The sequence below is a fragment of the Sphaerisporangium rubeum genome, from assembly GCF_014207705.1.
GTDB lineage: Bacteria > Actinomycetota > Actinomycetes > Streptosporangiales > Streptosporangiaceae > Sphaerisporangium > Sphaerisporangium rubeum.
Genome location: NZ_JACHIU010000001.1, coordinates 2,754,396 through 2,775,973 on the forward strand (window position 1 = coordinate 2,754,396; position 21,578 = coordinate 2,775,973).

Genomic DNA, 21,578 nt, shown 5'->3' on the forward strand with positions numbered 1-21,578 from the left:
CATTGTGCGCGAAGTGTATATATCGTGCATGTCTGACATTATTGAGGCTTGCCAAGTCTGTCATAGTGAGGGATATTGACGGCAGGTGTTCCGGAGGGTGTCGCGGGAGAAGAGATATGCCAGAGACGTGGGTCCATGGAAACGTATTCATTCCCCGACTGTATGGGCCGGACAATCTGCGCAATATAGACAACATCGGCTGGACCGATCAGCAAGGATTAAAAGAAGGGCATGTCGCCAGGTTCTTCATGCTGGATGAGAAGCAGAACTACTTCCATGCCCCGGTTCCCGTCACGGGGCAGCCGCAGTTGCTGGAAGTCAGAGTCGAATTCTCCTCGACCTACCCACGCGTTTTCCAGGCATGGGTTCATGCGGCCGGTCGGGTCGTCGCTCAAACCGATGCGCCGGTCGTCAACAACATAGGCGGAGAATCGATCTTCGTTCTGGGAGGAATAAACAGACCCGTGAACAGGGGTCTTTGCATCTCGCTCGGATTCACGACACAAGGGCAAGGCCTCGGCCCGGGCGAGATCAACTTCCGTGCGGCCGGGGCTGTCTTCGCGTAGCGGCACGAGACGGCGCAGGCGGGTGGACGAGCGCGGTGGTTTGCAGATCATTTCCGGTCACGTGCCTGGCCCGCGTCCCCAAGAGGGCGGGATGACGGCAGACGGGACGCTCAGGCAGGGCGAGCACTGGAGGAGGACCGTCAGAGGCGCACCCGCGAAGGCCACGTCCCGTCCTGCGGCATGGCCCACACAACGTCGGCGTCGAGCACGTGGCCTTGGGGGACTGCCCGTCTGATTCTGGCCCGTGGCGTACCTCGCGAACGGTGAGTCACAGTGAGTGGCCATGGACACCGGTTGGATGCCTCCGCTCCGCCTGTTCTGGTGTCTCCCAGGGTCAAAGAGGTGATAGCCCGCAGGAGGACTGCGAGAGCCCGCCAGCACTCACGCACCGGTGCCTCCGCTTGTGGGTGGGGACCGGCTGGAGCGGCCGGGTAGGCTCGCTGGTCGTGGTGAGTATTCCGCGGCCTTTGGTGGCCGACGACGATGGTGCGGCCGACGCGGCGGTGGCGGGGGTGCTGGCGGCGTACGCCGCAGGGGAGGCGGAGGTCGCGGGGGTCGCGGCGGTGCTGGCGGAGGTGCGGTTGCTGGTGCCGGTGGTGGCGGTGCTCACTGAGGCGGAGACCGGTGAGGACGGGCTCAGGCGGGAGAAGGAAAGCGAGATGGCGCTCCCTGTGCTGGTGGGAGGTGACGGGAGGAGAGCGGTGCCGGCGTTCACCGGTGCCGAGGCGTTGCGGCGCTGGCGTGCGGACGCGCGGCCGATCCAGGTGCTCACTCCTCAGGTCTGTCAGGCCGCCATCAGCGAGAACGCGGCGGCCGTCGTGGTCGACGTGGCCGGGCCGGTGCCGTTCGTCCTGGAGGGCTCGCTGCTCCATGCCATGGCCGCCACAGGAAAACCTCTCACTGATCTCGGCGCACTGGTCGAGTCGCTGCGACCTCACGCGGACGTGACCGTCGCACGGCCGGGGAGGCGCCGCCTCCTTCCTCGTCTGCGCCGCCAGAGGGGCTGACCTCCACTAGGGTCGCGGACGTGTGGGCCTTCGTGATCGGAGCTGGAGCCGCCGGCCTTCTGGCGGGAACGGTCGTCCGGGTGCTCGCGGACGGGTTCACCGCCGAGCGGAGCGTGGAAACGCCGCGGCACGACCAGACGCTCGACGTCCCGCAGCCGGAGCCGGCCCCTGGAGACCCGCGGTCCGAGCGGATTGCCAGGCGGGCCGAGACTGACCCGCGGTCCGAGCGGAGAGCCGGGTGGGCCGAGACTGACCCGCGGTCCGAGCGGAGAGCCGGGTGGGCCGAGACTGACCCGCGGTCCGGGTGGAGAGCCAGGTGGGCCGAGGCGCGTGCGGTGCTCAAGGAGGCGCCGCGCAGGTGGCCGGTGTGGTCGTGGCCGCCGTGGGTGGAGGTGGGTACGGCGGCGGTGTGCGCGGTGGTGGCCTGGCGGCTCGCGGGGACGGCCTTGTTGTGGGCCTGGGGGTACGCGGCGGTCGCCGGGGTCCTGCTCTCCGTGGTCGACTGGCGGACGCGGAGGCTGCCTGACGTGATCACTTTGCCGTCCTGCCTCGTGCTCGCCGTCCTCCTCGTCCCCACAGGTGACCTGGGGCCGGCGCTGCTCGGCGGGCTGGCGCTCGGTGGCGCGTACGCCGTCATGTGGTTCGTACGGCCGGACGCGCTCGGGTTCGGTGACGTCAAGCTCGCGGGGGTCGCGGGGATGCTCGCCGGGCCGCTCGGCGTGGACCGGTGGCTGGCGGCGGCGATGGGGGGACTGGTTCTCGGCGCGTTGTACGCCGTCATGCTGCTGATCACGCGCAGGGCCACGATGAAGACGCAGTTCCCGCTCGGCCCTTTCATCGCCGCGGGGGTGCTGGTGGCGCTGTGGTGACCCCCCGGTCGTCCACAGGAGGGCCCCTGGGATGTGAGGGCAGTCGCTGGTACGTGGAAGACTTGTCCCCATGCTGCGCTGGTTGACCGCAGGCGAGTCCCATGGCCCGGAGCTCGTCGCGATCCTTGAAGGGCTGCCCGCTGGAGTCGCGGTGACGACGGCCGACATCGAGCATGCCCTCGCACGGCGCCGTCTCGGTTACGGCCGGGGGGCGCGCATGAAGTTCGAGAAGGACGTGGTCACCGTCGTCGGCGGTGTGCGTCACGGTCACACTCTCGGCGCTCCGGTGGCGATCCGGGTCGGCAACTCCGAGTGGCCCAAGTGGGAGACCGTGATGGCGGCCGATCCGGTCGACCCGGACGTTCTCGCGGCGCAGGCCCGCAACGCGCCGTTGTCACGGCCCCGGCCGGGTCATGCCGATCTGTCCGGCATGCAGAAGTACGGGTTCGACGACGCGCGGCCGGTGCTCGACCGCGCGAGCGCGCGTGAGACGGCGGCGCGGGTGGCGCTCGGTCAGGTGGCGCGTAACTTCCTCAAGCAGGCGCTCGGGGTCGACATCGTCAGCCATGTCGTGTCCATCGGGGCCGTCGAGGCCCCGGACGGCGTGGTGCCGGGTCCCGACGATCTGGCGGCCGTGGACGAGAGCCCGGTGCGGTGTGCCGATCCCGCCGCCGGCGACGCCATGGTCGAGGAGATCGATCTCGCGCGGCGTGAGGGTGACACGCTCGGCGGTGTCGTCGAGGTGCTGGCGTACGGGTTGCCACCTGGTCTCGGCAGTTACGTGCACTGGGACCGGCGGCTCGACTCGCGGCTGGCCGCGGCGCTGATGGGAATCCAGGCGATCAAGGGGGTCGCGGTCGGCGACGGCTTCGAGACGGCCCGCAGACGCGGCTCCACGGCGCACGACGAGATCGAGAACACCGAGTCCGGGGTGCGCCGGGTCACCAACCGCGCCGGCGGCGTCGAGGGTGGCATGACCAACGGCGAGCCGCTGCGGGTCCGCGCCGCCATGAAGCCCATCTCCACGGTGCCGCGTGCGTTGTCCACGGTGGACGTGCTGACCGGTGAGCCGGCCAAGGCGATCAACCAGCGGTCCGACGTGTGCGCGGTGCCGGCCGCCGCCATCGTGGCGGAGGCCATGGTGGCGCTGGTGCTCGCGGACGCCGCCGTCGAGAAGTTCGGCGGCGACTCCGTGGAGGAGGTCGCCCGCAACCTGTCCGGCTACCTCTCCTCGATGGTGATCAAGTGACGAGTCCCAGGATCGGCCGGCCGGGGCCGGGGAAGATCGTGGCCTGTCCGCGTGTCCGTTCGGTGGTGATCAAGTGACGAGTCCGAAGGCTGTGCTGATCGGCCCGCCGGGGTCGGGGAAGTCCACGGTCGGCCGCGCGGTGGCCGAGCGTCTCGGGGTGGGGTTCCGTGACACCGATGCCGATGTCGAGGCGGTGGCCGGTAAGGCGGTGTCCGACATCTTCGTCGACGACGGTGAGGAGCGGTTCCGCGAGCTGGAGGCCACGGCGGTGCGCGACGCGCTGGCCGAGCATGACGGTGTGGTGTCCCTCGGCGGTGGCGCGGTGCTCGACCCGGCGACCCGCGAGCTGCTTATCGGACATTTCATCGTGTACCTCCAGGTGGGGCTGTCGGACGCGGTGAAGCGCGTGGGGCTCGGGTCGGCCCGTCCGTTGCTGGTGCTCAATCCCCGCAGCCGGCTCAAGCAGCTCATGGAGGAGCGCCGTCCCGTGTACGAGTCGCTGGCCTCGCTCACGGTGGCCACCGACGACCGCGACCCGGCCGAGATCGCCGACGAGATCGTCAAGGGGTTGCCGTCGTGACGAGCACACCTGTCACGGTCACGCGCGTCCTGGTCGTGATCGCGGACGAGATCGTCGAAGGGCTGTCGTGGTGACGAGCACGTATGGCACGGTCGGTCGTGTCTCGGTCGTGGTCGCGGATGAGAGGGTCGAAGGGCTGTCGTCGTGACGAGTACACGTATCACGGTCAAAGGCGAGCGTCCGTACGACGTGGTCGTCGGCACGGGGGTGCTCGCGGAGCTGCCGGGGCTGCTCGGTGACGAGGTCCGTACGGTGGCGGTGGTCCACCCGGCCGGTCTGCCGGAGATCTCGCGGCCGGTCTGCGGCGCGATCGAGTCGGCGGGGTACTCGGTGGTGGCGCTTCCGGTGCCGGACGGTGAGCGGGCCAAGTCGGTGGACGTGGCGGCGGAGCTGTGGTCGGCGTTCGGCCGGTACGGCGTCACCCGGTCCGACGCGGTGGTGGGGGTCGGCGGCGGCGCCACGACCGATCTCGCCGGGTTCGCCGCGGCCACGTGGCTGCGTGGTGTCAAGGTTGTCCAGGTGCCGACCACGCTGCTCGGCATGGTGGACGCCGCCGTCGGCGGCAAGACCGGCATCAACACCCCCGAAGGCAAGAACCTCGTCGGGTCGTTCCACCCGCCGTCCGGCGTGCTGTGCGACCTCGCCACCTTGGTCTCGGTGCCACGGGACGACTACGTCGGCGGCCTGGCCGAGGTCATCAAGGGGGGGTTCATCGCCGACCCCACGATCCTGCTGCTGATCGAGGACGACCCCGAAGGCGCGCGCCTCCCCGAGGGCCGGCACACGCGTGCGCTGATCGAGCGCAAGATCCAGGTCAAGGCCGACGTCGTCGGGGCCGACCTGCGTGAGTCCGGTGTCCGCGAGACCCTCAACTACGGTCACACCCTGGCTCACGCCATCGAGCGTGTGGAGGACTACCGCATGCGTCACGGCGAGGCTGTGGCCATCGGCATGGTCTACGCCGCCGAGCTGTCCCACCTGTCCGGCCACGCTCCGCTGTCCCTGGTGCAGCGCACCCGCGACATCCTCGCCGCCGTGGGCCTCCCCACGGCGTACCGCCACGACGCCTGGCCCGAGCTGCGCGACCACATGCGGGTGGACAAGAAGAACCGCGGCACCCGCCGCCGTTTCGTCATCCTGGACGACGTCGCCAAGGTCACCCGCCTGGAGGACCCCCCCGAGGAGCTCCTCGAAGAGGCCTACCGCAAGATCGCCCGGTGACCTCGTCGCGGGCCCGCACGGCCGGGCCCTTCGAAGCTAAGGAGAGAGTGGCATGAGGGCGGTGCTGGTCCTGAACGGCCCCAACCTGTCTCGCCTGGGTACGCGCGAGCCGGACGTCTACGGCGCGGAGACCCTGGAGGACCTCGCCGCGATGTGCCGCAAGGCCGGCGCCGAGCTGGGCCTCGACGTCGACGTCCGCCAGACCGACGACGAGGCCGAACTGGTGGGCTGGCTCCACGAGGCGGCCGACAAGCGCCTGCCGGTGGTCCTCAACCCGGCGGCGTTCACCCACTACTCGTACGCGTTGCGCGACGCCATCGCACAACGCACCGCGCCACTGATCGAGGTGCACATCTCCAACCCCGCCGCACGTGAGGAGTTCCGCCACACCTCGGTGGTCGCGGCCGTCGCCACCGGCACCATCGCCGGCTTCGGCCTCCGCTCGTACGAACTGGCACTCCGGGCCGTCGCGGACCTGACCGCCTGACCGCTTCCGGTCCTGTGGGTGGGCCGGGTGGACGGGGTTCGGTCAGGCGGTGGTGAGGCGGCGGAGGGCGGCTCGGACCTTGGCCGGGTCGTCGGTGGTCCAGAAGGGGGGGAGGGAGGCTCGGAGGAAGGGGGCGTATCTGGCGGTGGCGAGGCGGGGGTCGAGGACGGCGATCACGCCTTTGTCGGTGTGGGAGCGCAGGAGGCGGCCGGCGCCTTGGGCCAGGAGGAGGGCGGCGTGGGTGGCGGCCACGGACATGAAGCCGTTGCCGCCTTTGGCGGCCACGTGGCGCTGGCGGGCCGAGGCCAAAGGGTCGTCGGGGCGGGGGAAGGGGATGCGGTCGATGATGACGAGGCTCAGGGAGGGGCCGGGGACGTCTACGCCTTGCCAGAGTGACAGGGTGCCGAACAGGCAGGTGGCGGGGTCGTCGGCGAAACGCTGGACGAGCTGGGACGTGGAGTCGTCACCCTGGCACAGCAGGGGGACGCCGATGCGGTCGCGCAGGGCCTCGGTGGCGGCCTTGGCGGCGCGCATGGAGGAGAACAGGCCGAGGGTGCGGCCGCCGGCGGCTTCGATGAGCTCGGCCATCTCGTCGAGGTAGGCCTGAGGCAGTCCGTCGCGGCCGGGTTGAGGCAGGTGACGTGCGAGGTACAGGATGCCGCTGCGTGCGTGGTCGAACGGCGAGCCGACATCGAGGCCGGTCCAGCCCTTGTGCTGTGGCGCATCCGCGGCCTTACCGGATCCGGTGGTCTCCGTGGCCCTGCCGGAGCCGGCGGTTCCCACGGACGTGCCGGAGCCGGTGGTTCCCACGGACGTGCCGGAGCCGGTGGTCTCTGCGGTGCCGTCGGAGCCGGGGGTTCGTGTGGTCTCGTCAGGGGCGGTGGTCTCGGGGGCGGGGCCGTCGGGGGTGGAGGGGCCGAGGCCCCATTGGCGGGCCATGGCGTCGAAGGCGCCGCCGAGGGCGAGGGTGGCGCTGGTGAGGATGACGGTGCGGTCGGCGAAGAGTTTGGCGCGGAGCATGCCTGCCACCGTCAGGGGTGCTACCCGCAGGGTGGCGGGACGGCGGTCGGTGGCGGCTTCCAGCCAGACGACTTCGGCGCGGTCGATCTCGGAGTCGCCGCCGAAGGCGTCGAGGATGCGGACGGCGGTGTCGTGGATCTCGTCGAGCGCCGTGAAGGCGGCCTTGCGCAGGCCGGCGCGCTCGGGGTCGTCGCGGTCGGCGCCGCGCGAGCCGAGCGCCGTGATGCACGTGAAGGCGGCGTCGCGGATCACCCCGAGGGTGACGCCGAGTACGCCGGGAAGTGTGTCGAGACGGCCGGACGGCGCCACGGCGAGCAGGGCCTTGAGGTCCTCGCCGGCCTCCTGGAGCCGGTCGGCCACGGCCTGCTCGATGAGCCGGCCCACCCGGCGGACCGCGGTGGACACCGACACGTCGGACAGCTCGTCGGTGACGACGGATGTGACCCGGTCGACCAGCTCGTGGGCCTCGTCGACCACGACGACGTCGTGGTCGGGGAGCACCGCGAAGTCCTCCATGGCGTCGATGGCGAGCAACGCGTGGTTGGTGACGACCACGTCGACCTGCCCGGCACGCTCCCTGGCCAGCTCGGCGAAGCACTCGGCGCCGCTCGGGCAGCGCTGCGCGCCGAGGCACTCGCGCGCGCTCACGGAGAACTGCCGCCACGCCTGCTCGTTGACGCCGGGTACGAGCTCGTCACGGTCGCCGGTCTCGGTCTCCTCGGCCCATTCCTGGATGCGCTGCACCATGCGGCCGGTGAGGCTGATGTCGCGCGGGTCGAACAGGCCTTCTTCCTCGTCGTCGGCCCACCCGGCGGTGGCCTTGTGGCGGCAGAGATAGTTCCGTCTTCCCTTGAGGATGGCGAACTGTGGCTCATGGGGGAGGTGGTCGGCCAGGGACTGCGCCAGACGGGGGAGATCGCGGTCCACGAGCTGCCGTTGCAACGCGATGGTGGCGGTGGAGACCACGACCGCGCTGTCGGACTCGATGGCGTGCCGCAGCGCGGGGACGAGATAGGCGAGGGACTTGCCGGTGCCGGTGCCGGCCTGCACGGCGAGGTGCTCGTCGTGCTCGATGGCGTGGCGCACCGCCTGGGCCATCTTGACCTGACCTGGCCGCTCGGCGCCGCCGAGCCCGGTGACGGCCGCGCTCAGCAGCTGTTCGACCGAGGGGAGGTCGTCCTCATGCTCCTCTGCGTCGTCGAAGTGGCCGAGGTCGTCGGTGTCGCCGGCGGCGTCGTCTGACGCGCGGTGGAAGTCGTCGAGCACGGCATGAAACGCTACCCGTCCACGGAGGGTCGCCGTGCCGGGTTGTGGACGACGGCCCGCCTGGGCGATACGGGTCCATCTCGGCATTCCGGAACCCAGGCGGCGATCGGCATGGCACACTGGCGTGGCCGGGTCCTGGGGGTCGACGACGATCTGCCGTTTCGCGTGCCCCCGGGGTGGGGGGAAGGTGCGAGGAGGGCCACACTGATGAGCCATGGTCGGTGATACGTACGGTTCGGTAGTGTTTCCTGAGGTCTAGTGGACGAATAAAGGCTGGTCATAGTTCGATGTCTGCCATGTCGGAAGTTGTCCCACTGCCATCCTTCGGTGAGGTGTTCTTCGACGCGCGAGGTCAGGAGCGTGTGCTCCGCGTGACCTGGCACGAAGGGACCCTCGTCCTCAGCCTCTGGCGAGGCGAGATGTGCACCGCCAGTTTCCGCATGCCCATGGAGGACGTCGGCCGTCTGCTCGACACCCTCGACGACGGCTACAGCCAGGTCGGCGGTCAGTACGCCGAGGACGGTTATCCACAGGAGGACTACGCCGACGACGGCGAGGAGTACGACGGCGAGGACGCCGAGCACGACGGTCCCGCCGAGTACGCCGACCATCCCGAGTACCCCGGCACCGGCCAGTACGCCAGGCCGCCGCGCGAGCAGGCCCCGGGGCCCGGCCTCGGCCCGAACGACGTGCTGGTGGCCCGTGGCGGCGCTCCCGCTGCCGACCGGCTCGTCGCGTCCCACGGCGCACCGGCGCACCAGCCGCCGATGCCGAGCACCGGCGCGCAGGCCGTGCCGCCGCCGGCCTACCAGCCGCACGACGCTCCCTACCCGCCGGACGACCGTCCGCGTGAGCGTCCCGCCGCGCAGTGGCCGTCCGCCGCCGAGCCGATCGCCGCCGACCACGGCACGCCTGCCGAGCACCTGGCCCATCCCGACTTCACCCCGCCGGACGGCTTCACCCTTCCGGAGCCGCCTCGCACCGGCCGCCGCGCGGCCCCCGGCGACCACGGTGCCGCCGCGCGGTACGCCACGGCCTCCGCGGCCGGGTACGGCGAGGCTCCCGCGGCGGGGTACGGCGACGCCTCCGCGGCCGGGTACGGCGAAGCCCCCGGGTACGGTGACGCGCCGGCCGCCGGTTACGGCGAGGCCCCCGCGGCCGGTTACGCCGAGCCCCCCACCGGGGAGTACGGCGGCTACAGCTCCTCACGCACGTACGGCAACCCGGCCGAGAGGCCGGAACCCGAGGGCTTCGGCCGGCCGCTGGAGCCCCACGGCGACTACACGGCCCCGCCGCTCGACTACTCGGCCCCCCCGGACTACCGCAACGCACCCGAGTACGAGCCCGCCCCCGCCTACGGCGCCTCCCCGGGCTACACCCCCGGCTACGGCAACGAGTACGGCGAGCCGGCCGACTTCGAGACGACCCGGCGCCACACGCCGGCCGCCTACACCCCCGCACCGGAGTACGGCTCCGACTACCGCGTCCCCCCGGCGGCCACCCCCCCGGCCACCCCCGGCTACGGCGCGCACCAGGGCTACGCACCCGCGTACGGCGGTCCCGGCTACCCCCCGCAGCCCGACTACCCCCCGGCGGCCGAGTACGGCGGCGCGCGCCACGGGGACGCCGTCCCCCGCGAGAACATGATCGTCAACGACTCCCTGCCGTACGACCCCACGAGGCCCGCCGACCCCTCCTACCCGCCACGCGTCCCCCCGCAGTCGCAGGTGGACCCCGCCGACCCGCTCGGCCTCGGCTCCATGGGCCCCTCGCCTGACTCCACCGACCCGCAGCTCTCCCGGCCGTACGTCCACGAGCCGATGTACAGCACCGGCGAGCGCGTCCGCCCCGAGGACCACCCCGGCTACGCCGACGACCGTCCCTACTCCAGGGAGAAGTCCCGCGACTGGTGACGGCCGGGATCTCCGCCTGACGCGGGGGACGTATCCTGACCGTCGATGAATCTCTACATGGAGCTCCAGCTCCTGGTGCCGGCCGCCGGCGCCGTCGCGGTGGCGGGGCTGGCCCGGTGGCGGGGCTGGCCGGCGCCGCTTCTGCTGGTGCTCGTCGGGCTGACGGCGTCCTATGTGATGTCCACGTTCTTCCCGGGGGGCCCGCGGTACGACCTCGACCCTGAGGTCGTGCTGCTGGTGTTCCTGCCGCCGTTGCTGTACTCGGCGGCGCTGGAGAGCAGCTATCTGCGGCTGCGCGACGTGAGCCGGTCCGTCGGGTTGCTGTCGGTCGGCCTGGTCCTGTTCAGCGCGGCCGTGGTGGCGGTGCTGGTGCGGCTGCTGGTGCCGGAGATGCCGCTGGCGGCGGCGTTCGCGCTCGGCGCGATCGTGGCGCCGCCGGACGCCGTGGCGGCGGTGGCGGTGGCGCGGCGGTTCGGGCTGCCGCGCAAGATGATGACGATCCTGCTGGGGGAGAGTCTCTTCAACGACGCCACCGCGCTCACCGCCTACCGGGTCGCGGTGGCGGCCGCGGCGGGGGAGGGGTTCAGCCTCCTCATCGGGGCCGGACGTTTCCTGTACGCGGCGGGTGCGGGGCTGGTCATCGGGTACGTGCTGGCGCGGCTGTCGGCACGCATGTTCCTCCGGGTGCGCGATCCGCTGATCACCAACACGGTGTCGCTGATGCTGCCGTTCGCGGCGTACCTGGCGGCCGAGGCGGTGCACGCGTCCGGTGTGCTGTCGGTGGTGGTGGTCGGCGTCTACCTCGGCCACCGCATGAACCGCGTCGGGTACGGCACGCGGCTGGTGTCGCACTCGGTGTGGAAGGTGCTCGACTTCTTCCTCGAAGTCGTCGTGTTCCTGCTGATCGGCCTGCAACTGCCGCTGATCCTGCAGGGCCTCGGCGGTGAGAACCCCTGGCGGCTCGCGTGGTACGCGATCGCGGTGTTCGCCGCGCTGGTGCTGGCGCGGTTCGTCTGGACGGCGGCCACGACCTATCTGCCGTTGCTGTCGGGGAAGTCCCGCGAGGCGCGGCCGAAGCGCGTGATGGCCCACGTCACGGTGATCAGCTGGGCCGGCATGCGGGGTGTGGTGTCCCTGGCCGCGGCCTTCGCGCTGCCGGAGGGCTTCCCTGAGCGCGACCTGCTGCTCTTCCTCACCTTCACCGCCGTGATCGGCACGCTGCTGGTGCAGGGCCTGACGTTCCCGATGGTCGTGCGCAGGCTCGGTGTGTCCGGCGACCAGGACGTCTACCGCGACAACCTGGCGGAGGCCGCCGCGCAGCAGGCCGCGGCGACCGCGGCGCTGGCGAGACTGGACGAGCTGACCGCCGACGGCGTGCCGGAGACCCACGCCGAGGTGGTCGACCGGCTGCGCACCCTCGCCGAGCGCCGCGCGATGGGTGCGTGGGAACGGCTCGGCGGCGGCGTCGGCCAGGACGGCGAGGAGACGCCGAGCGCGCTGTACCGCCGGCTGCGGCGGGCCATGCTGGAGGCCGAGCGCGAGGTGCTGGTCCGCATGCGCGACGAGCGCCGCATCGACGACGAGGTGCTGCGGCGGGTCACCCGTGAGCTCGACTACGAGGAGGCGAGCCTGGCCCGCGACTGAGCGGCCCGCCGCGCGCCGCGCCGGGGTTGGCTAGGGTCGGGGCATGCGATTCCTCCCCCGTGCCGCTTTCGCCGTCTCCGCTGTCGCCGCCGTGGTCCTGGTCACCGGGTGCAGCTCGCTGGACAAGGCCCAGGGCTGCATCGAGGCCAACAAGGTCATCAGTGACACGGCGGCCAAGGTCGGCAGCCTGGTCAACGACCCGGAGGCCATGGAGAAGGCCTTGCGGGACGGCGCCACCAAGCTGGAGGACGTGGCGGACAAGGCCGGCAACACCACGTTGAACGAGGCGCTGCAGAAGCTCGCCGACAGCATCGGCAAGCTGGACGTCAACAACGCCGCCGACGCCGCGCAGGCCGCGCAGAAGGTCGCCACCGACGCCGCGCAGGCGCTCAGGACCGTCGCCGAGGAGTGCACCTGACCTGCGCGTACCCCGATTTCTCTAGGGGGATTGCCAGCGAATTAGCGTTGCCGGCATGGACGAGGAGAGCGAGCCCGACCCCCGGTTCACGCTGGCCAACGAGCGCACGTTCCTCACCTGGCTGAGCACCTCGCTGGCCCTGAGCGCCGCCGGTGTCGCGATGGCGGCGGTGCCGCGCGAGGTGTTCGTCTCCTGGGTACGGGTCGCGGTGGCCGTGGTGCTGGCGCTGCTCGCCACGCTGGCGGCGGCGCTCGCCTACCCCCGGTGGCGGCGGGTGCAGACCGCGCTGCGCCGCCGCGCGCCGATCCCCGCGCTGGCCCTCGCGCCGGTGTTCGGGTACGGCGTCGCGCTGGTGGCGGCGCTGGCGCTGGTGCTCATCGTGGTGGCCCGATGACGGCGGACCCCACGCCGGGGCTGCATCGTGAGCGCACGCTGCTCGCGTGGATCCGTACCGGTGTGGCGCTCGCGGCAGGCGGGCTGCTGGCCGCGGGCGCGGCGGGACGGCGGTTCCACGAGGGCCGCGCGGCGGCGCCGTTCGTGCTCGCCGCGCTGTGCGGCGCGGTGCTGCTGGCCCGTGCGCGCGTGCGGCACCGCCAGGCCGAGCGGTGCGGCGACGGCCCGCCGCCGGACGTACGCCTCGACGCGGTGTTCGCCTGGCTCGGCACGCTGGCGGTCGCCACGGGGGCCCTGCTGCTGGCGCTGCTCGCCGGCTAGCGCCGCGCGGGGTCCTCTCCCGTGCCGAGGGAGCCTGTGCCGAGGGAGATGGTGGCGGCGACCTCTTCGGCGCGTTCGGCCTCCTCGGCGGCGAAGCGCTCCACGTCGAGCTTCTCGGCGATCTCCTCGTCCTGGCGCATGAGCGCGTCGAGGTTCTGCCCCGCCATCTCCAGGACCCCCATGTCGGCGTAGGCCTTCTGCAGGCGCTCGCTCCACAGGCCGATGTCCTTGACGCACGGCACGATGCGGCTGAACAGCAGCGAGCGGAACAACTGGAAGTATTGCGACTCGTCGGTGGCCGCCAGCGCCTGCCGCACCTCCTGCGGCGACAGGCCGAGGTTCTCCCACTGTTCGACGCCGCGCAGGCGGTCGCGCATGAGGTAGCAGCCCTCGATGACGAAGTCCTCACGCTCGCGGCGCTCGGCGTCGGTGAGGTTCTTGTAGTAGTCGCGCAGCGCCATGCGGCCGAACGCGACGTGCCGCGCCTCGTCCTGCATGACGTACGCGAGGATCTGCTTCGGCAGCGGTTTGTCGGTGATGTCGCGCATGACGCCGAACGCGGCGAGCGCGAGGCCCTCGATGAGCACCTGCATGCCGAGGTACGGCATGTCCCAGCGCGAGTCGCTCAGCGTGTCGTCCAGCAGGGACTTCAGGTACGGGTTGATCGGGTACGCGATGCCGACCTTCTCCTTGAGGAAGCGCGCGTACGTCTCGGCGTGCCGTGCCTCGTCCATGGTCTGCGTGGCGGCGTAGAACTTGGCGTCCAGGTCGGGGACGGACTCCACGATGCGCGCCGAGCAGATCATGGCCCCCTGCTCGCCGTGCAGGAACTGCGAGAACTGCCAGGCCGCGCCGTGCCGCCTGACCTCCTTGCGCTGCTGTTCGTCCATGCGGTGCCACAGCGGCGTGTTGTAGATGGCGATGGCCTGGTCGGGGATGCCGAGCACGTCGTACGGGTCGACCTCGATGCCCCAGTCGATGCGCTTGACCGAGTCCCACTGCTTGTCCTTGCCCTTCTGGTACAGGGCGAGCATGCGGTCGCGGCCGTCGTCGTACTCCCACGTGAAGCGGGAGGAACCGGCCATCTCCACGTCCCACGTGGAGAGCTCGGCGGGGATGGTGTAGAGCTCATGGGTCGACACGGGGGGCCTCCGTCGGGACGTACACCGTACGTACATCTGGAGGGTGACACGTACGCTGTACGTACGTCAATCGGCCAGGAGAGAATGATCCTTATGCCGCCTCTTTCCCGTTCCCGTATCGTCGGCGCCGCCATCGACCTGATCGAGCGGGAAGGCGCCGACGCGATCTCGATGCGCAGGATCGCGGCCGGTCTCGGCGTCGGCGTGATGTCGCTGTACAACCACGTGCCGAGCAAGGCCGCGCTGCTCGACGCGGTGGCCGAGACGGTGCTGTCGCAGCTCGCCTTCACCGACGACCCCGGCGCGCACTGGACCGAGCGGGTGCGCAGCCAGGCGAGGGCCTTCCGGCAGATCGCGCACCACTACCCGCGCTCCACCATGGTCGTGGTGAGCCGGCAGATGCAGTCGACGGCGGGACTGCTGCCGGTGGAACGGGCCCTCGCGACGCTGCGGGACGCCGGGTTCGACGCACAGGACGCGGTGCACGTGCTGCGCACCTTCATCGCGTTCATCGTGGGGTCGCTGCTGCGTGAGGTGGGGGTGACCCCGGCGATCACCCCGGCGCCGCGGGCCACCGACGTGGACCCGGTGCTGTTCCCCGAGACGGGGGCCATGGCGGGCTTCTTCGCGTCCTACGACCACGAGGAGACGTTCGAGTACGGCCTCGACCTGCTGGTCAACGCGATCGCGGTGCGCCTGGAGGAACACAGGGGCGCCCGGGGGTGACCCGGACGCTCCCCGCGCCATGCTCAGTACCAGTTGTGCGACCTGAAGTGGCCCCAGGCGCCGCACGGGTTGCCGTAGCGGCCCTTGATGTACTTCAGTCCCCACCGGATCTGGGTGATGGGGTTGACGCGCCAGTCCTGTCCGACGCCGACCATCTTGTTGCCCGGCAGGGCCTGCGGGATGCCGTAGGCGCCGGACGACGGGTTCTGCGCGCGGTGGTTCCAGCCGCTCTCCCTGGTCCACAGGCTGTCCAGGCAGCGGAACTGCGCGAGCGGCCAGTCCCGCTGGGCGACCAGCCGGTAGGCGATCACCTTGTTCCTGCCCTGCGGAGCGCGCGCCAGCCTGCGTACGTGGCGCCGCGCGGCGGCCCTCGCGATCCGCGCGGCCCGCTGAGCCCTCAGGGCCCGCAGTGACCTGACGGTTCTCGCCGTCCTCGCGGTTCTCGCCGACTTCGCGGCGTTCGCGGTGCGCACGGTTCTCGCGATACGTGCGAGATGCACCGTCGTCGCGGTCGGCGTGGTGTGTGCCGCTTTCGAGGCCCGTGCGGTGTGTGCCGCCGTCCAGGCCTGTGCGGTGCGCATGGCCTCCGTGACCCGCGCGGTCCGCGCCGCGTTCGTGGTCGTGGCGGCCCTCGCGATCTTCGCGGTCCGGGCTCTGGTGGTGCCGGTGCGCGTGGGAGCGGTTCTCGCCGTCGCGGTGGTCCGCGCGGTCCGTCCTGCTCGCGGTGTGGCGGCCGGGGCCTTCTCCGGCCGGAGTCTCAGGCCGGCCCTCATGCCGATCGGCGGGCCGGTGAGTTCGAGAGCCCTGCCCGGGTCGGCGTGCGCCTTCACGGCGGCGCCGTACGGGAGGGTGGCGGCGGCGAGGCCGCCGCGGCCGGGTATGAGCGGCTCGGCCGGGCCGTTGACGGCCTCCGCGTCGCCGGCGATCAGGGCCTGTGCCGTGCCGGCGCCCCCGTGCAGGGCGGCGGCAGCGATCACGACCACTACTGCGCTGCGGAAAGCGCGGGTTCTCTCCAAATCGGTCCTATTCGTCGGGTCGCGTGCGGAAGCGCGGTCCACCACGAAGGCGGGCCGCCACATCCCCGCGCGCATGGCGTGCGCGCGAGGCGTCCGCGTGGCCGGTCCGGATTCTGGAGAGACGCTTCTCCCGCGCCTCCCGGACGGCGCCGCGACGGGTCCTACGGCGGTTTCTAACGGCGTCCCGGCCCTCGCGCCGCGACCGGGGACACGCCGCGGACACTTGTTTGCGATCACGGCGGCACATCTCTGCCGTCCCGCGAGCCCCTGTTGGCCCGCCTCGTACGTGACATGATCGCGATCTGACGAAGAATTCCGGTGACCTTGACGTTTGGTTCCGAACATGCCGGAAAAATCAGCCGGTGCGCTGTCGCGGGCCCGGCGCGTCGAGGCCACGCGGAACCCCCGCGACGGGCCGTCGCAGGGTTTTTGTCCCGGTTCAGCGGCGGGGTGCGCAGCTTCCCCGGATGATCAGTTCCGTGGGGAGCGTCACGGTGCGGGGCCGGCGCGACTCCCGCAGGACGAGTTCGGCGGCGCGGTAGCCCATGTCCTGCGGCGGCTGGGAGATGACGGTCAGCGGGGGGGAGCACAGCTCGGCCCAGGGGACGTCGTCGAACATGATCAAGGAGAGGTCTCTCGGGACGCGCAGGTCGAGTTCGCGTGCCGCGAGGAAGGCGACCTCGCCGAGCATGTTGCCTCCGGCGAGGACGGCGGTCAGGTCGGGCCGGTGCTGGAACAGGCCGGACGCGGCGGCGTAGGCCGAGTCGCGGGTGGCGTGCGCGCGTGCGATGAGCTCCTCGTCCACCTGCATGCCGAGGGAGGCCAGCGCCTCCCGGTAGGCGCGCACGCGCTGCGACTGGCCATGGCGTGCCAGGAAGGCGATGCGGCGGTGGCCGAGGCCGATGAGGTACTCCACGGCGACGCGGACGCCGGAGCGGTCGTCGGCCAGCACGGTGGGGACGTCGTCGCGGCCCGCGGCGCGGCGTTCGACGAAGACGACCCCGAGGCCGGCGCGGAAGGCGGGTCCCCACATCTCGCCGTCGCCGCACGGGACGGCGATGACGCGTTCCACGCTCTGCTCCAGCAGCGAGCCGATCAGCTCGGCCTCGCGCTCGGGGTCGTCGCCGGTGATGCCGATCATCACCGGTTCCCCGGCGGACTGCGCGCACGCCAGCACGCCGTCGGCGAGGCGGCTGTAGAAGGCGTCGGTGATGTCCGGCAGCAGCAGGCCGATGCCTCCGGTGTGCTGCCGCCGCAGGTTGCGGCCGAGCGCGCTCGGCCGGTAGTCGAGCCGTGCCGCGGCGGCGAGCACCCGCTCCCTGGTGGTGGCGCTCGCCGATCCGGTGCCGGACAGCACGCGGGACGCGGTGGCCACGCCGACGGCGGCGGCCTCGGCCACGTCCTTGATCGTCGTACGGCGACGGCCGCTGGGGTTCATGGAAACGATTCCATCATGTTTTCCACCGCGAGGCCAGCCGGTGCGCCTCTCCTGACCGTGTGATGAGCCACTATTTCGCAAGGGCTTGACAGGGATGTCCGGTTCCGGTGAGATTCATGAAAACGTATCCATTTCCGGCGGCGAACCGGACGCACGAAGGACTGTCATGGCATCAATCGTTCTCCGCAACGTAGACAAGATCTATGCGGGCGGTGTGAAAGCCGTGAACGGCCTCAACCTGGACATCCAGGATGGCGAGTTCATGGTCCTGGTCGGCCCCTCCGGGTGCGGCAAGTCGACCGCGCTGCGCATGATCGCCGGTCTTGAGGACATCAGCGGCGGCGAGATCTCCATCGGTGACCGCGTGGTCAACCACCTGCCGCCGAAGGACCGCGACATCGCGATGGTGTTCCAGAACTACGCGCTGTACCCGCACATGACGGTCGAGGAGAACCTCGCCTTCGGCCTCAAGCTCCGCAAGATGCCGAAGGCCGAGATCGGCAAGCGCGTCCAGGAGGCCGCCAAGATGCTCGGCCTCGACCAGTACCTCAAGCGCAAGCCCGCCGCGCTGTCCGGTGGTCAGCGTCAGCGTGTCGCCATGGGCCGCGCCATCGTGCGTGAGCCGCAGGCCTTCCTCATGGACGAGCCGCTGTCCAACCTCGACGCCAAGCTGCGTGTCTCGATGCGCGCCTCGCTCAACCAGATGCACGAGCGCCTCGGCGTCACCACCGTGTACGTCACCCACGACCAGGTCGAGGCCATGACCCTCGGCGACCGGGTCTGCGTGCTGCGCGACGGTGTGCTGCAGCAGGTCGACACCCCGCAGAACCTCTTCGAGAACCCGGTCAACCTCTTCGTCGCCGGCTTCATGGGCTCGCCGTCCATGAACCTCGTCACCGCCGAGCTGGTCCGCTCCGACGCCGGCCCCGCCGTGTCGTTCGCCGGCCACAACCTGCCGGTGCCCGACTCGACGTTCAGCGAGAAGCCGGGCCTCGACCAGTACCTCGGCAAGAAGATCATCCTCGGCATCCGCCCCTCCGACTTCGAGGACTCCGGTTCCGCCAACGGCCACTCGGCCGGCTGGGCCCGCATCCCGGCCCGCGCGGAGGTCACCGAGGAGCTCGGCAGCGAGATCAACGTGCTGTTCCTCATCGACGCGCCGCCGGTCGAGCACCGCGACACGGTGGCCGCCGCCGACCACGGCGAGGACGAGGAGGCCGCGCTCCCGCTGGTCGGCGACAAGTCCCTGTGGACGGCCCGGGTGAACTCCCGCAGCCACGTCCGTCCCGGCCAGAACGTCGACCTGGTGGTGGACACCCACAACCTCCACTTCTTCGACACCGACTCGGGCCTGTCCATCGGCCACCCGGCGAACCTGACGCGCTGACCGACCCGCTCCTCCCATAGAAGGCCCCCGCCGCGTACCACCCCCGCGGCAGGGGCCTTCTTCGTCCAGTTCGAGCAGAAAGCGAGCGATCTTTCAGCAAAGGCCCTGCGCGGTCGCGGCATCCCGGTTCGGGCGACGACTACAAAAGAGCACGTCGACTTCGATTTCCGGGCGAGGCTCTCAACGGCTCGGATCGTCGCCCATCGGGGAGAATTGAATGGCTGGCAAGAACTACGCGATACCTCTGCTACTTTCCGTGACCGTCTCGAGCGTCATGGCGACATGCACGGCTGCGAACGCCGGAGCCGCTCCTGTGCCACAGGCGGCGCACGCCTCGGCGTGGCGGCAGCCCGACACGCAGCCGCCGACCGCACCGACGAACCTGACGCTGACCGAGTCGCCACCCGACTTGATCATCCTGACTTGGGGTCCGTCCACGGCCCTGCCGATCTACCCGCCGGGACCTGGTGTGGTGGCGTACGAGATCTTCGCCGCCACCTCGCCGTTCCGCCTCATCGCGGTAGTCCCGGCCACCCAGCTCACCTTCACCGACCGGCGTCCGCCGGAGGTGACGGTGTCGTACTTCGTGAAGGCGCGTGACGCCGCGGGCAAGGTGTCGGCTCCGAGCAACATCGTCACCCGTCCCGGCAGGGAGCCGGTCCGCGAGCTGGTGCGCCACGAGAAGGGCGGGGGTCACCGCTCCGACGGCCACGACGAGCTCATCGGCGGCAACACCCTCCTCGTGCACGAGGAGGGTGATGACAGAGGCGGCGGTGGCAGAGGCGGCGGCTACGACGACCTGTACGGCGGTCCCGGCGAGTACGACGAATCGTACGCCGGCGACGGCGGCCGTGGTGGCCACGGCGGCGGTGAGCGCGGCGAGCAGGGTGAGCGCGGCGAGCACGGTCACGGGCCCAAGGGCGGCGTGATCGCGGGGACGCTGCCGTTCACCGGCGCGCCGGTCGCTGCGCTCGCCGGGGCCGGCGGTGTGCTGCTGCTGGCCGGCGCGGCGGGTGCCGTCGTCGCCGTCCGCCGGCGCAGGTCCGCGGAAGCCCGCTAGCGACACGCGGCCCGTGCCGCCGACCCGGTGCCGCCGGACCGTACGGGCCGGCCTGCTCGTCCTCGCCGTGACGCTGGTGGCGGGGGTGGGCTGGCCGGTCCATCTCGGGCTGAGCACGCGCGACCACCTGGAGGCCGCGCACCGGTCACTCGCGCGTCTGCGCGGGTTGATCGGCGCGCGTGACGCCGGCCGGGTCACCGTGGCGCTCGCTGAGGCGCGTGACCACACCGCCGAGGCCCGGCGCCTCACCACAGGCCCCGCCTGGTCGCTGCTCACGCACCTGCCGTTCCTCGGGGACGCCGCGGCGACCGTGCGGGGCCTCGCCGTGTCCGCGGCCGAGGTCACCGGCGCGATGAGCGAAGTGCTGGACGCCGTGACGCCGCTCACCGCGGCCGAGCCGGGCTCCGCCGCCGGCACCCGCCGCGCGCTGGCCGACATCAGGACCGCGGCGCCGGTGCTCTCGCGAGCCGCCGGACGGATCGGCCGGGCCCGCGCACTGCTGGCCGCCACCCCCGCGCGCACCGGCTCGGGACAGGTGGACGAGGCGAGGGCCATGGCACTTCGCGAGGTGGAACGGCTGCGCGGCCTGGTGTCCGCCGCCGCCACGACCGCAGAGCTGCTGCCGCCGATGCTCGGCCTCGACGGTACACGGCGCTACTTCCTCGGTTTCCAGACCAACGCCGAGGCACGCGGCACCGGCGGGCTGGTCGGCGCGTTCGGCGTGCTCAAGGCTCGCGGCGGTGTCCTGTCCATCGAGCGCCTGAGCTCCAACAACGACCTCGTAGGCACCGGCACGCCGGTCACCGACCACGGGGACGAGTTCCGCGCCAGGTACGGTCTCGGCGCGGTGCGGCTGCTGTCGGTCTCCAACCTCTCCCCGCACTTCCCGTACGCCGCCTCGACCTGGATCGCGCTGTACGAGCGGCGGACCGGCCGGCGGCTGGACGGCGCCGTCGCGATCGACCCGGTGGCGCTGTCCTACCTGCTCGGCCTGATCGGCCCGGTGCGACTCCCGGACGGTGAGCGGGTACGCGCCGACAACGTCGTCGAGCTCACCGAACGCTCCGCCTACGAACGCTTCCCCGACCCCGTGACGCGCAAGCGCTTCCTGCTCGGTATCGCCGAAGCCGTGCGCGCCGCGCTGCCGAAGACGTATCTCGATCCCGCGCGGCTGCTGCCGGTCGCCAAGCCCATGGTGGAGGAGCGTCGGGTGCAGATCTGGAGCCGCCGGCCCGCCGAGCAGCGCCGCCTGGCCGCCACCTCACTCGGCGGAGTACTGCCTCGTTCTCCCGGCCCGTTCGCGGGCCTGGTGGTGAACAATTCTGGAGGCAACAAGCTCGACTACTACCTCAGCCGGTCACTGGACTACCGGCTCGGTCCTTGCCGTGACGGACGGCGCGACTCGACGGTGCGCGTCCGCCTGACCAACGACGTGCCGGCGGACCGCCTGCCGTCCTACGTCACCGCGGCCCCCGCGGGCCAGGCGACCGGCAGGGCCGAGCACCGGCTGTGGGTGTCGTTGTACGCCGGGGTCGGCGCGCGGATGAAGGCGGCGCGGGTGGACGGCGCATCGGTGGCGGTGCTGCGCGAGACCGAGCGGTCCCACCCGGTCTACTCGACCGTGCTGGAGTTCCGGCCACGCCAGTCCAGGACCCTGGAGTTCGACTTCGCCGAGCCCGCGACGGCCGTCACCCCCCGTGTGCCGGTGCAACCGCTGACCCGGCCGCAGCTGACCCGGATCAGCGCGGACCGGCGCGGCTGCACCCCCTGAGCGGCCGGACGCCGAAACCGGTCGCACCAGGCCCTGCCGTCATCCAGGTTGAGAAAGGTTCAAACGAAAGCGCGTCGCCACTTG

At 71.4% G+C, this 21,578-nt stretch carries 20 protein-coding genes; 16 read left to right on the forward strand and 4 right to left on the reverse strand.

Translation table 11 applies throughout. From position 1 onward, the window contains the following. The first annotated feature begins 116 nt into the window (after window positions 1-116). The 7 genes from BJ992_RS11775 to aroQ all read left to right on the forward strand — a co-directional run bounded on the left by BJ992_RS11775 (window position 117) and on the right by aroQ (window position 5,979). Window positions 117-566 (forward strand): hypothetical protein, encoded by a 450-nt coding sequence (locus BJ992_RS11775; RefSeq protein WP_184980361.1) that lies wholly within the window; start codon window positions 117-119, stop codon window positions 564-566. A 470-nt stretch (window positions 567-1,036) separates the two neighbouring features. After that, on the forward strand, window positions 1,037-1,573 hold the full coding sequence (locus tag BJ992_RS11780; protein ID WP_343072619.1) for an SseB family protein: 537 nt from the start codon (window positions 1,037-1,039) through the stop codon (window positions 1,571-1,573). A gap of 335 nt (window positions 1,574-1,908) precedes the next feature. After that, window positions 1,909-2,442: a prepilin peptidase gene (locus BJ992_RS11790; protein ID WP_184980365.1), complete on the forward strand. Its 534-nt coding sequence runs from the start codon at window positions 1,909-1,911 to the stop codon at window positions 2,440-2,442. A 70-nt stretch (window positions 2,443-2,512) separates the two neighbouring features. Continuing rightward, window positions 2,513-3,691: a chorismate synthase gene (gene aroC / locus BJ992_RS11795; protein ID WP_184980367.1), complete on the forward strand. Its 1,179-nt coding sequence runs from the start codon at window positions 2,513-2,515 to the stop codon at window positions 3,689-3,691. Between the two features lie 73 nt (window positions 3,692-3,764). After that, on the forward strand, window positions 3,765-4,271 hold the full coding sequence (locus BJ992_RS11800) for a shikimate kinase (RefSeq protein WP_184980369.1): 507 nt from the start codon (window positions 3,765-3,767) through the stop codon (window positions 4,269-4,271). Window positions 4,272-4,415: 144 nt separating this feature from the next. After that, the gene (gene aroB, locus BJ992_RS11805; protein ID WP_184980372.1) at window positions 4,416-5,492 is read left to right on the forward strand and encodes a 3-dehydroquinate synthase; all 1,077 of its coding nucleotides are present in this window, start codon (window positions 4,416-4,418) and stop codon (window positions 5,490-5,492) included. A gap of 52 nt (window positions 5,493-5,544) precedes the next feature. Then, entirely contained in the window at window positions 5,545-5,979 is a 435-nt protein-coding gene (aroQ, locus tag BJ992_RS11810) for a type II 3-dehydroquinate dehydratase (protein ID WP_184980374.1), read from the forward strand. A gap of 42 nt (window positions 5,980-6,021) precedes the next feature. Here the strand turns inward: aroQ and BJ992_RS11815 are convergent, their stop codons facing one another. Further along, window positions 6,022-8,154 (reverse strand): ATP-dependent DNA helicase, encoded by a 2,133-nt coding sequence (locus BJ992_RS11815; protein ID WP_246497180.1) that lies wholly within the window; start codon window positions 8,152-8,154, stop codon window positions 6,022-6,024. A 407-nt stretch (window positions 8,155-8,561) separates the two neighbouring features. Between BJ992_RS11815 and BJ992_RS11820 the strand changes: the two genes are divergently transcribed. Genes BJ992_RS11820 through BJ992_RS11840 form a run of 5 tightly spaced genes read left to right on the forward strand, consistent with a single transcriptional unit; the run spans window position 8,562 to window position 12,954 of the window. Next, window positions 8,562-10,178: a hypothetical protein gene (locus BJ992_RS11820; protein ID WP_184980378.1), complete on the forward strand. Its 1,617-nt coding sequence runs from the start codon at window positions 8,562-8,564 to the stop codon at window positions 10,176-10,178. A gap of 45 nt (window positions 10,179-10,223) precedes the next feature. After that, entirely contained in the window at window positions 10,224-11,822 is a 1,599-nt protein-coding gene (locus BJ992_RS11825) for a Na+/H+ antiporter (RefSeq protein WP_184980380.1), read from the forward strand. A 43-nt stretch (window positions 11,823-11,865) separates the two neighbouring features. Then, entirely contained in the window at window positions 11,866-12,240 is a 375-nt protein-coding gene (locus BJ992_RS11830) for a hypothetical protein (protein WP_184980382.1), read from the forward strand. 55 nt (window positions 12,241-12,295) lie between these two features. Continuing rightward, window positions 12,296-12,634, forward strand: a complete 339-nt coding sequence (locus BJ992_RS11835) for a YidH family protein (protein ID WP_184980384.1) — start codon at window positions 12,296-12,298, stop codon at window positions 12,632-12,634. Next, the gene (locus BJ992_RS11840) at window positions 12,631-12,954 is read left to right on the forward strand and encodes a DUF202 domain-containing protein (protein WP_184980385.1); all 324 of its coding nucleotides are present in this window, start codon (window positions 12,631-12,633) and stop codon (window positions 12,952-12,954) included. Before BJ992_RS11835 ends, BJ992_RS11840 begins: the two co-directional genes overlap by 4 nt. On the opposite strand, the gene BJ992_RS11845 is transcribed toward BJ992_RS11840, so the two are convergent. Beyond that, window positions 12,951-14,096: a diiron oxygenase gene (locus BJ992_RS11845; RefSeq protein ID WP_184980387.1), complete on the reverse strand. Its 1,146-nt coding sequence runs from the start codon at window positions 14,094-14,096 to the stop codon at window positions 12,951-12,953. The two genes, BJ992_RS11840 and BJ992_RS11845, sit on opposite strands and share 4 nt — an antisense overlap. Before the next feature lie 93 nt (window positions 14,097-14,189). Between BJ992_RS11845 and BJ992_RS11850 the strand changes: the two genes are divergently transcribed. Beyond that, window positions 14,190-14,822, forward strand: a complete 633-nt coding sequence (locus tag BJ992_RS11850; RefSeq protein ID WP_184980389.1) for a TetR/AcrR family transcriptional regulator C-terminal domain-containing protein — start codon at window positions 14,190-14,192, stop codon at window positions 14,820-14,822. Window positions 14,823-14,845: 23 nt separating this feature from the next. Here BJ992_RS11850 and BJ992_RS34240 read toward each other — a convergent pair whose 3' ends face one another. After that, the gene (locus tag BJ992_RS34240) at window positions 14,846-15,799 is read right to left on the reverse strand and encodes a lytic transglycosylase domain-containing protein (RefSeq protein WP_221474775.1); all 954 of its coding nucleotides are present in this window, start codon (window positions 15,797-15,799) and stop codon (window positions 14,846-14,848) included. A gap of 478 nt (window positions 15,800-16,277) precedes the next feature. Next, entirely contained in the window at window positions 16,278-17,276 is a 999-nt protein-coding gene (locus BJ992_RS11860) for a LacI family DNA-binding transcriptional regulator (RefSeq protein WP_184980391.1), read from the reverse strand. A 166-nt stretch (window positions 17,277-17,442) separates the two neighbouring features. Here BJ992_RS11860 and BJ992_RS11865 point away from each other — a divergent pair, with 166 nt between their 5' ends. The 3 genes from BJ992_RS11865 (at window position 17,443) to BJ992_RS11875 (ending at window position 21,494) form a co-directional block, all read left to right on the forward strand. Then, window positions 17,443-18,663, forward strand: a complete 1,221-nt coding sequence (locus tag BJ992_RS11865) for an ABC transporter ATP-binding protein (protein ID WP_184980392.1) — start codon at window positions 17,443-17,445, stop codon at window positions 18,661-18,663. A gap of 256 nt (window positions 18,664-18,919) precedes the next feature. After that, complete coding sequence (locus BJ992_RS11870; protein ID WP_184980394.1) at window positions 18,920-19,723, forward strand: fibronectin type III domain-containing protein; 804 nt, start codon at window positions 18,920-18,922, stop codon at window positions 19,721-19,723. Window positions 19,724-19,736: 13 nt separating this feature from the next. Beyond that, window positions 19,737-21,494 carry a DUF4012 domain-containing protein gene (locus BJ992_RS11875; RefSeq protein ID WP_184980396.1) on the forward strand — a complete coding sequence of 586 codons (1,758 nt, stop codon included), beginning with the start codon at window positions 19,737-19,739 and terminating at the stop codon, window positions 21,492-21,494. Window positions 21,495-21,578 lie beyond the last annotated feature (84 nt).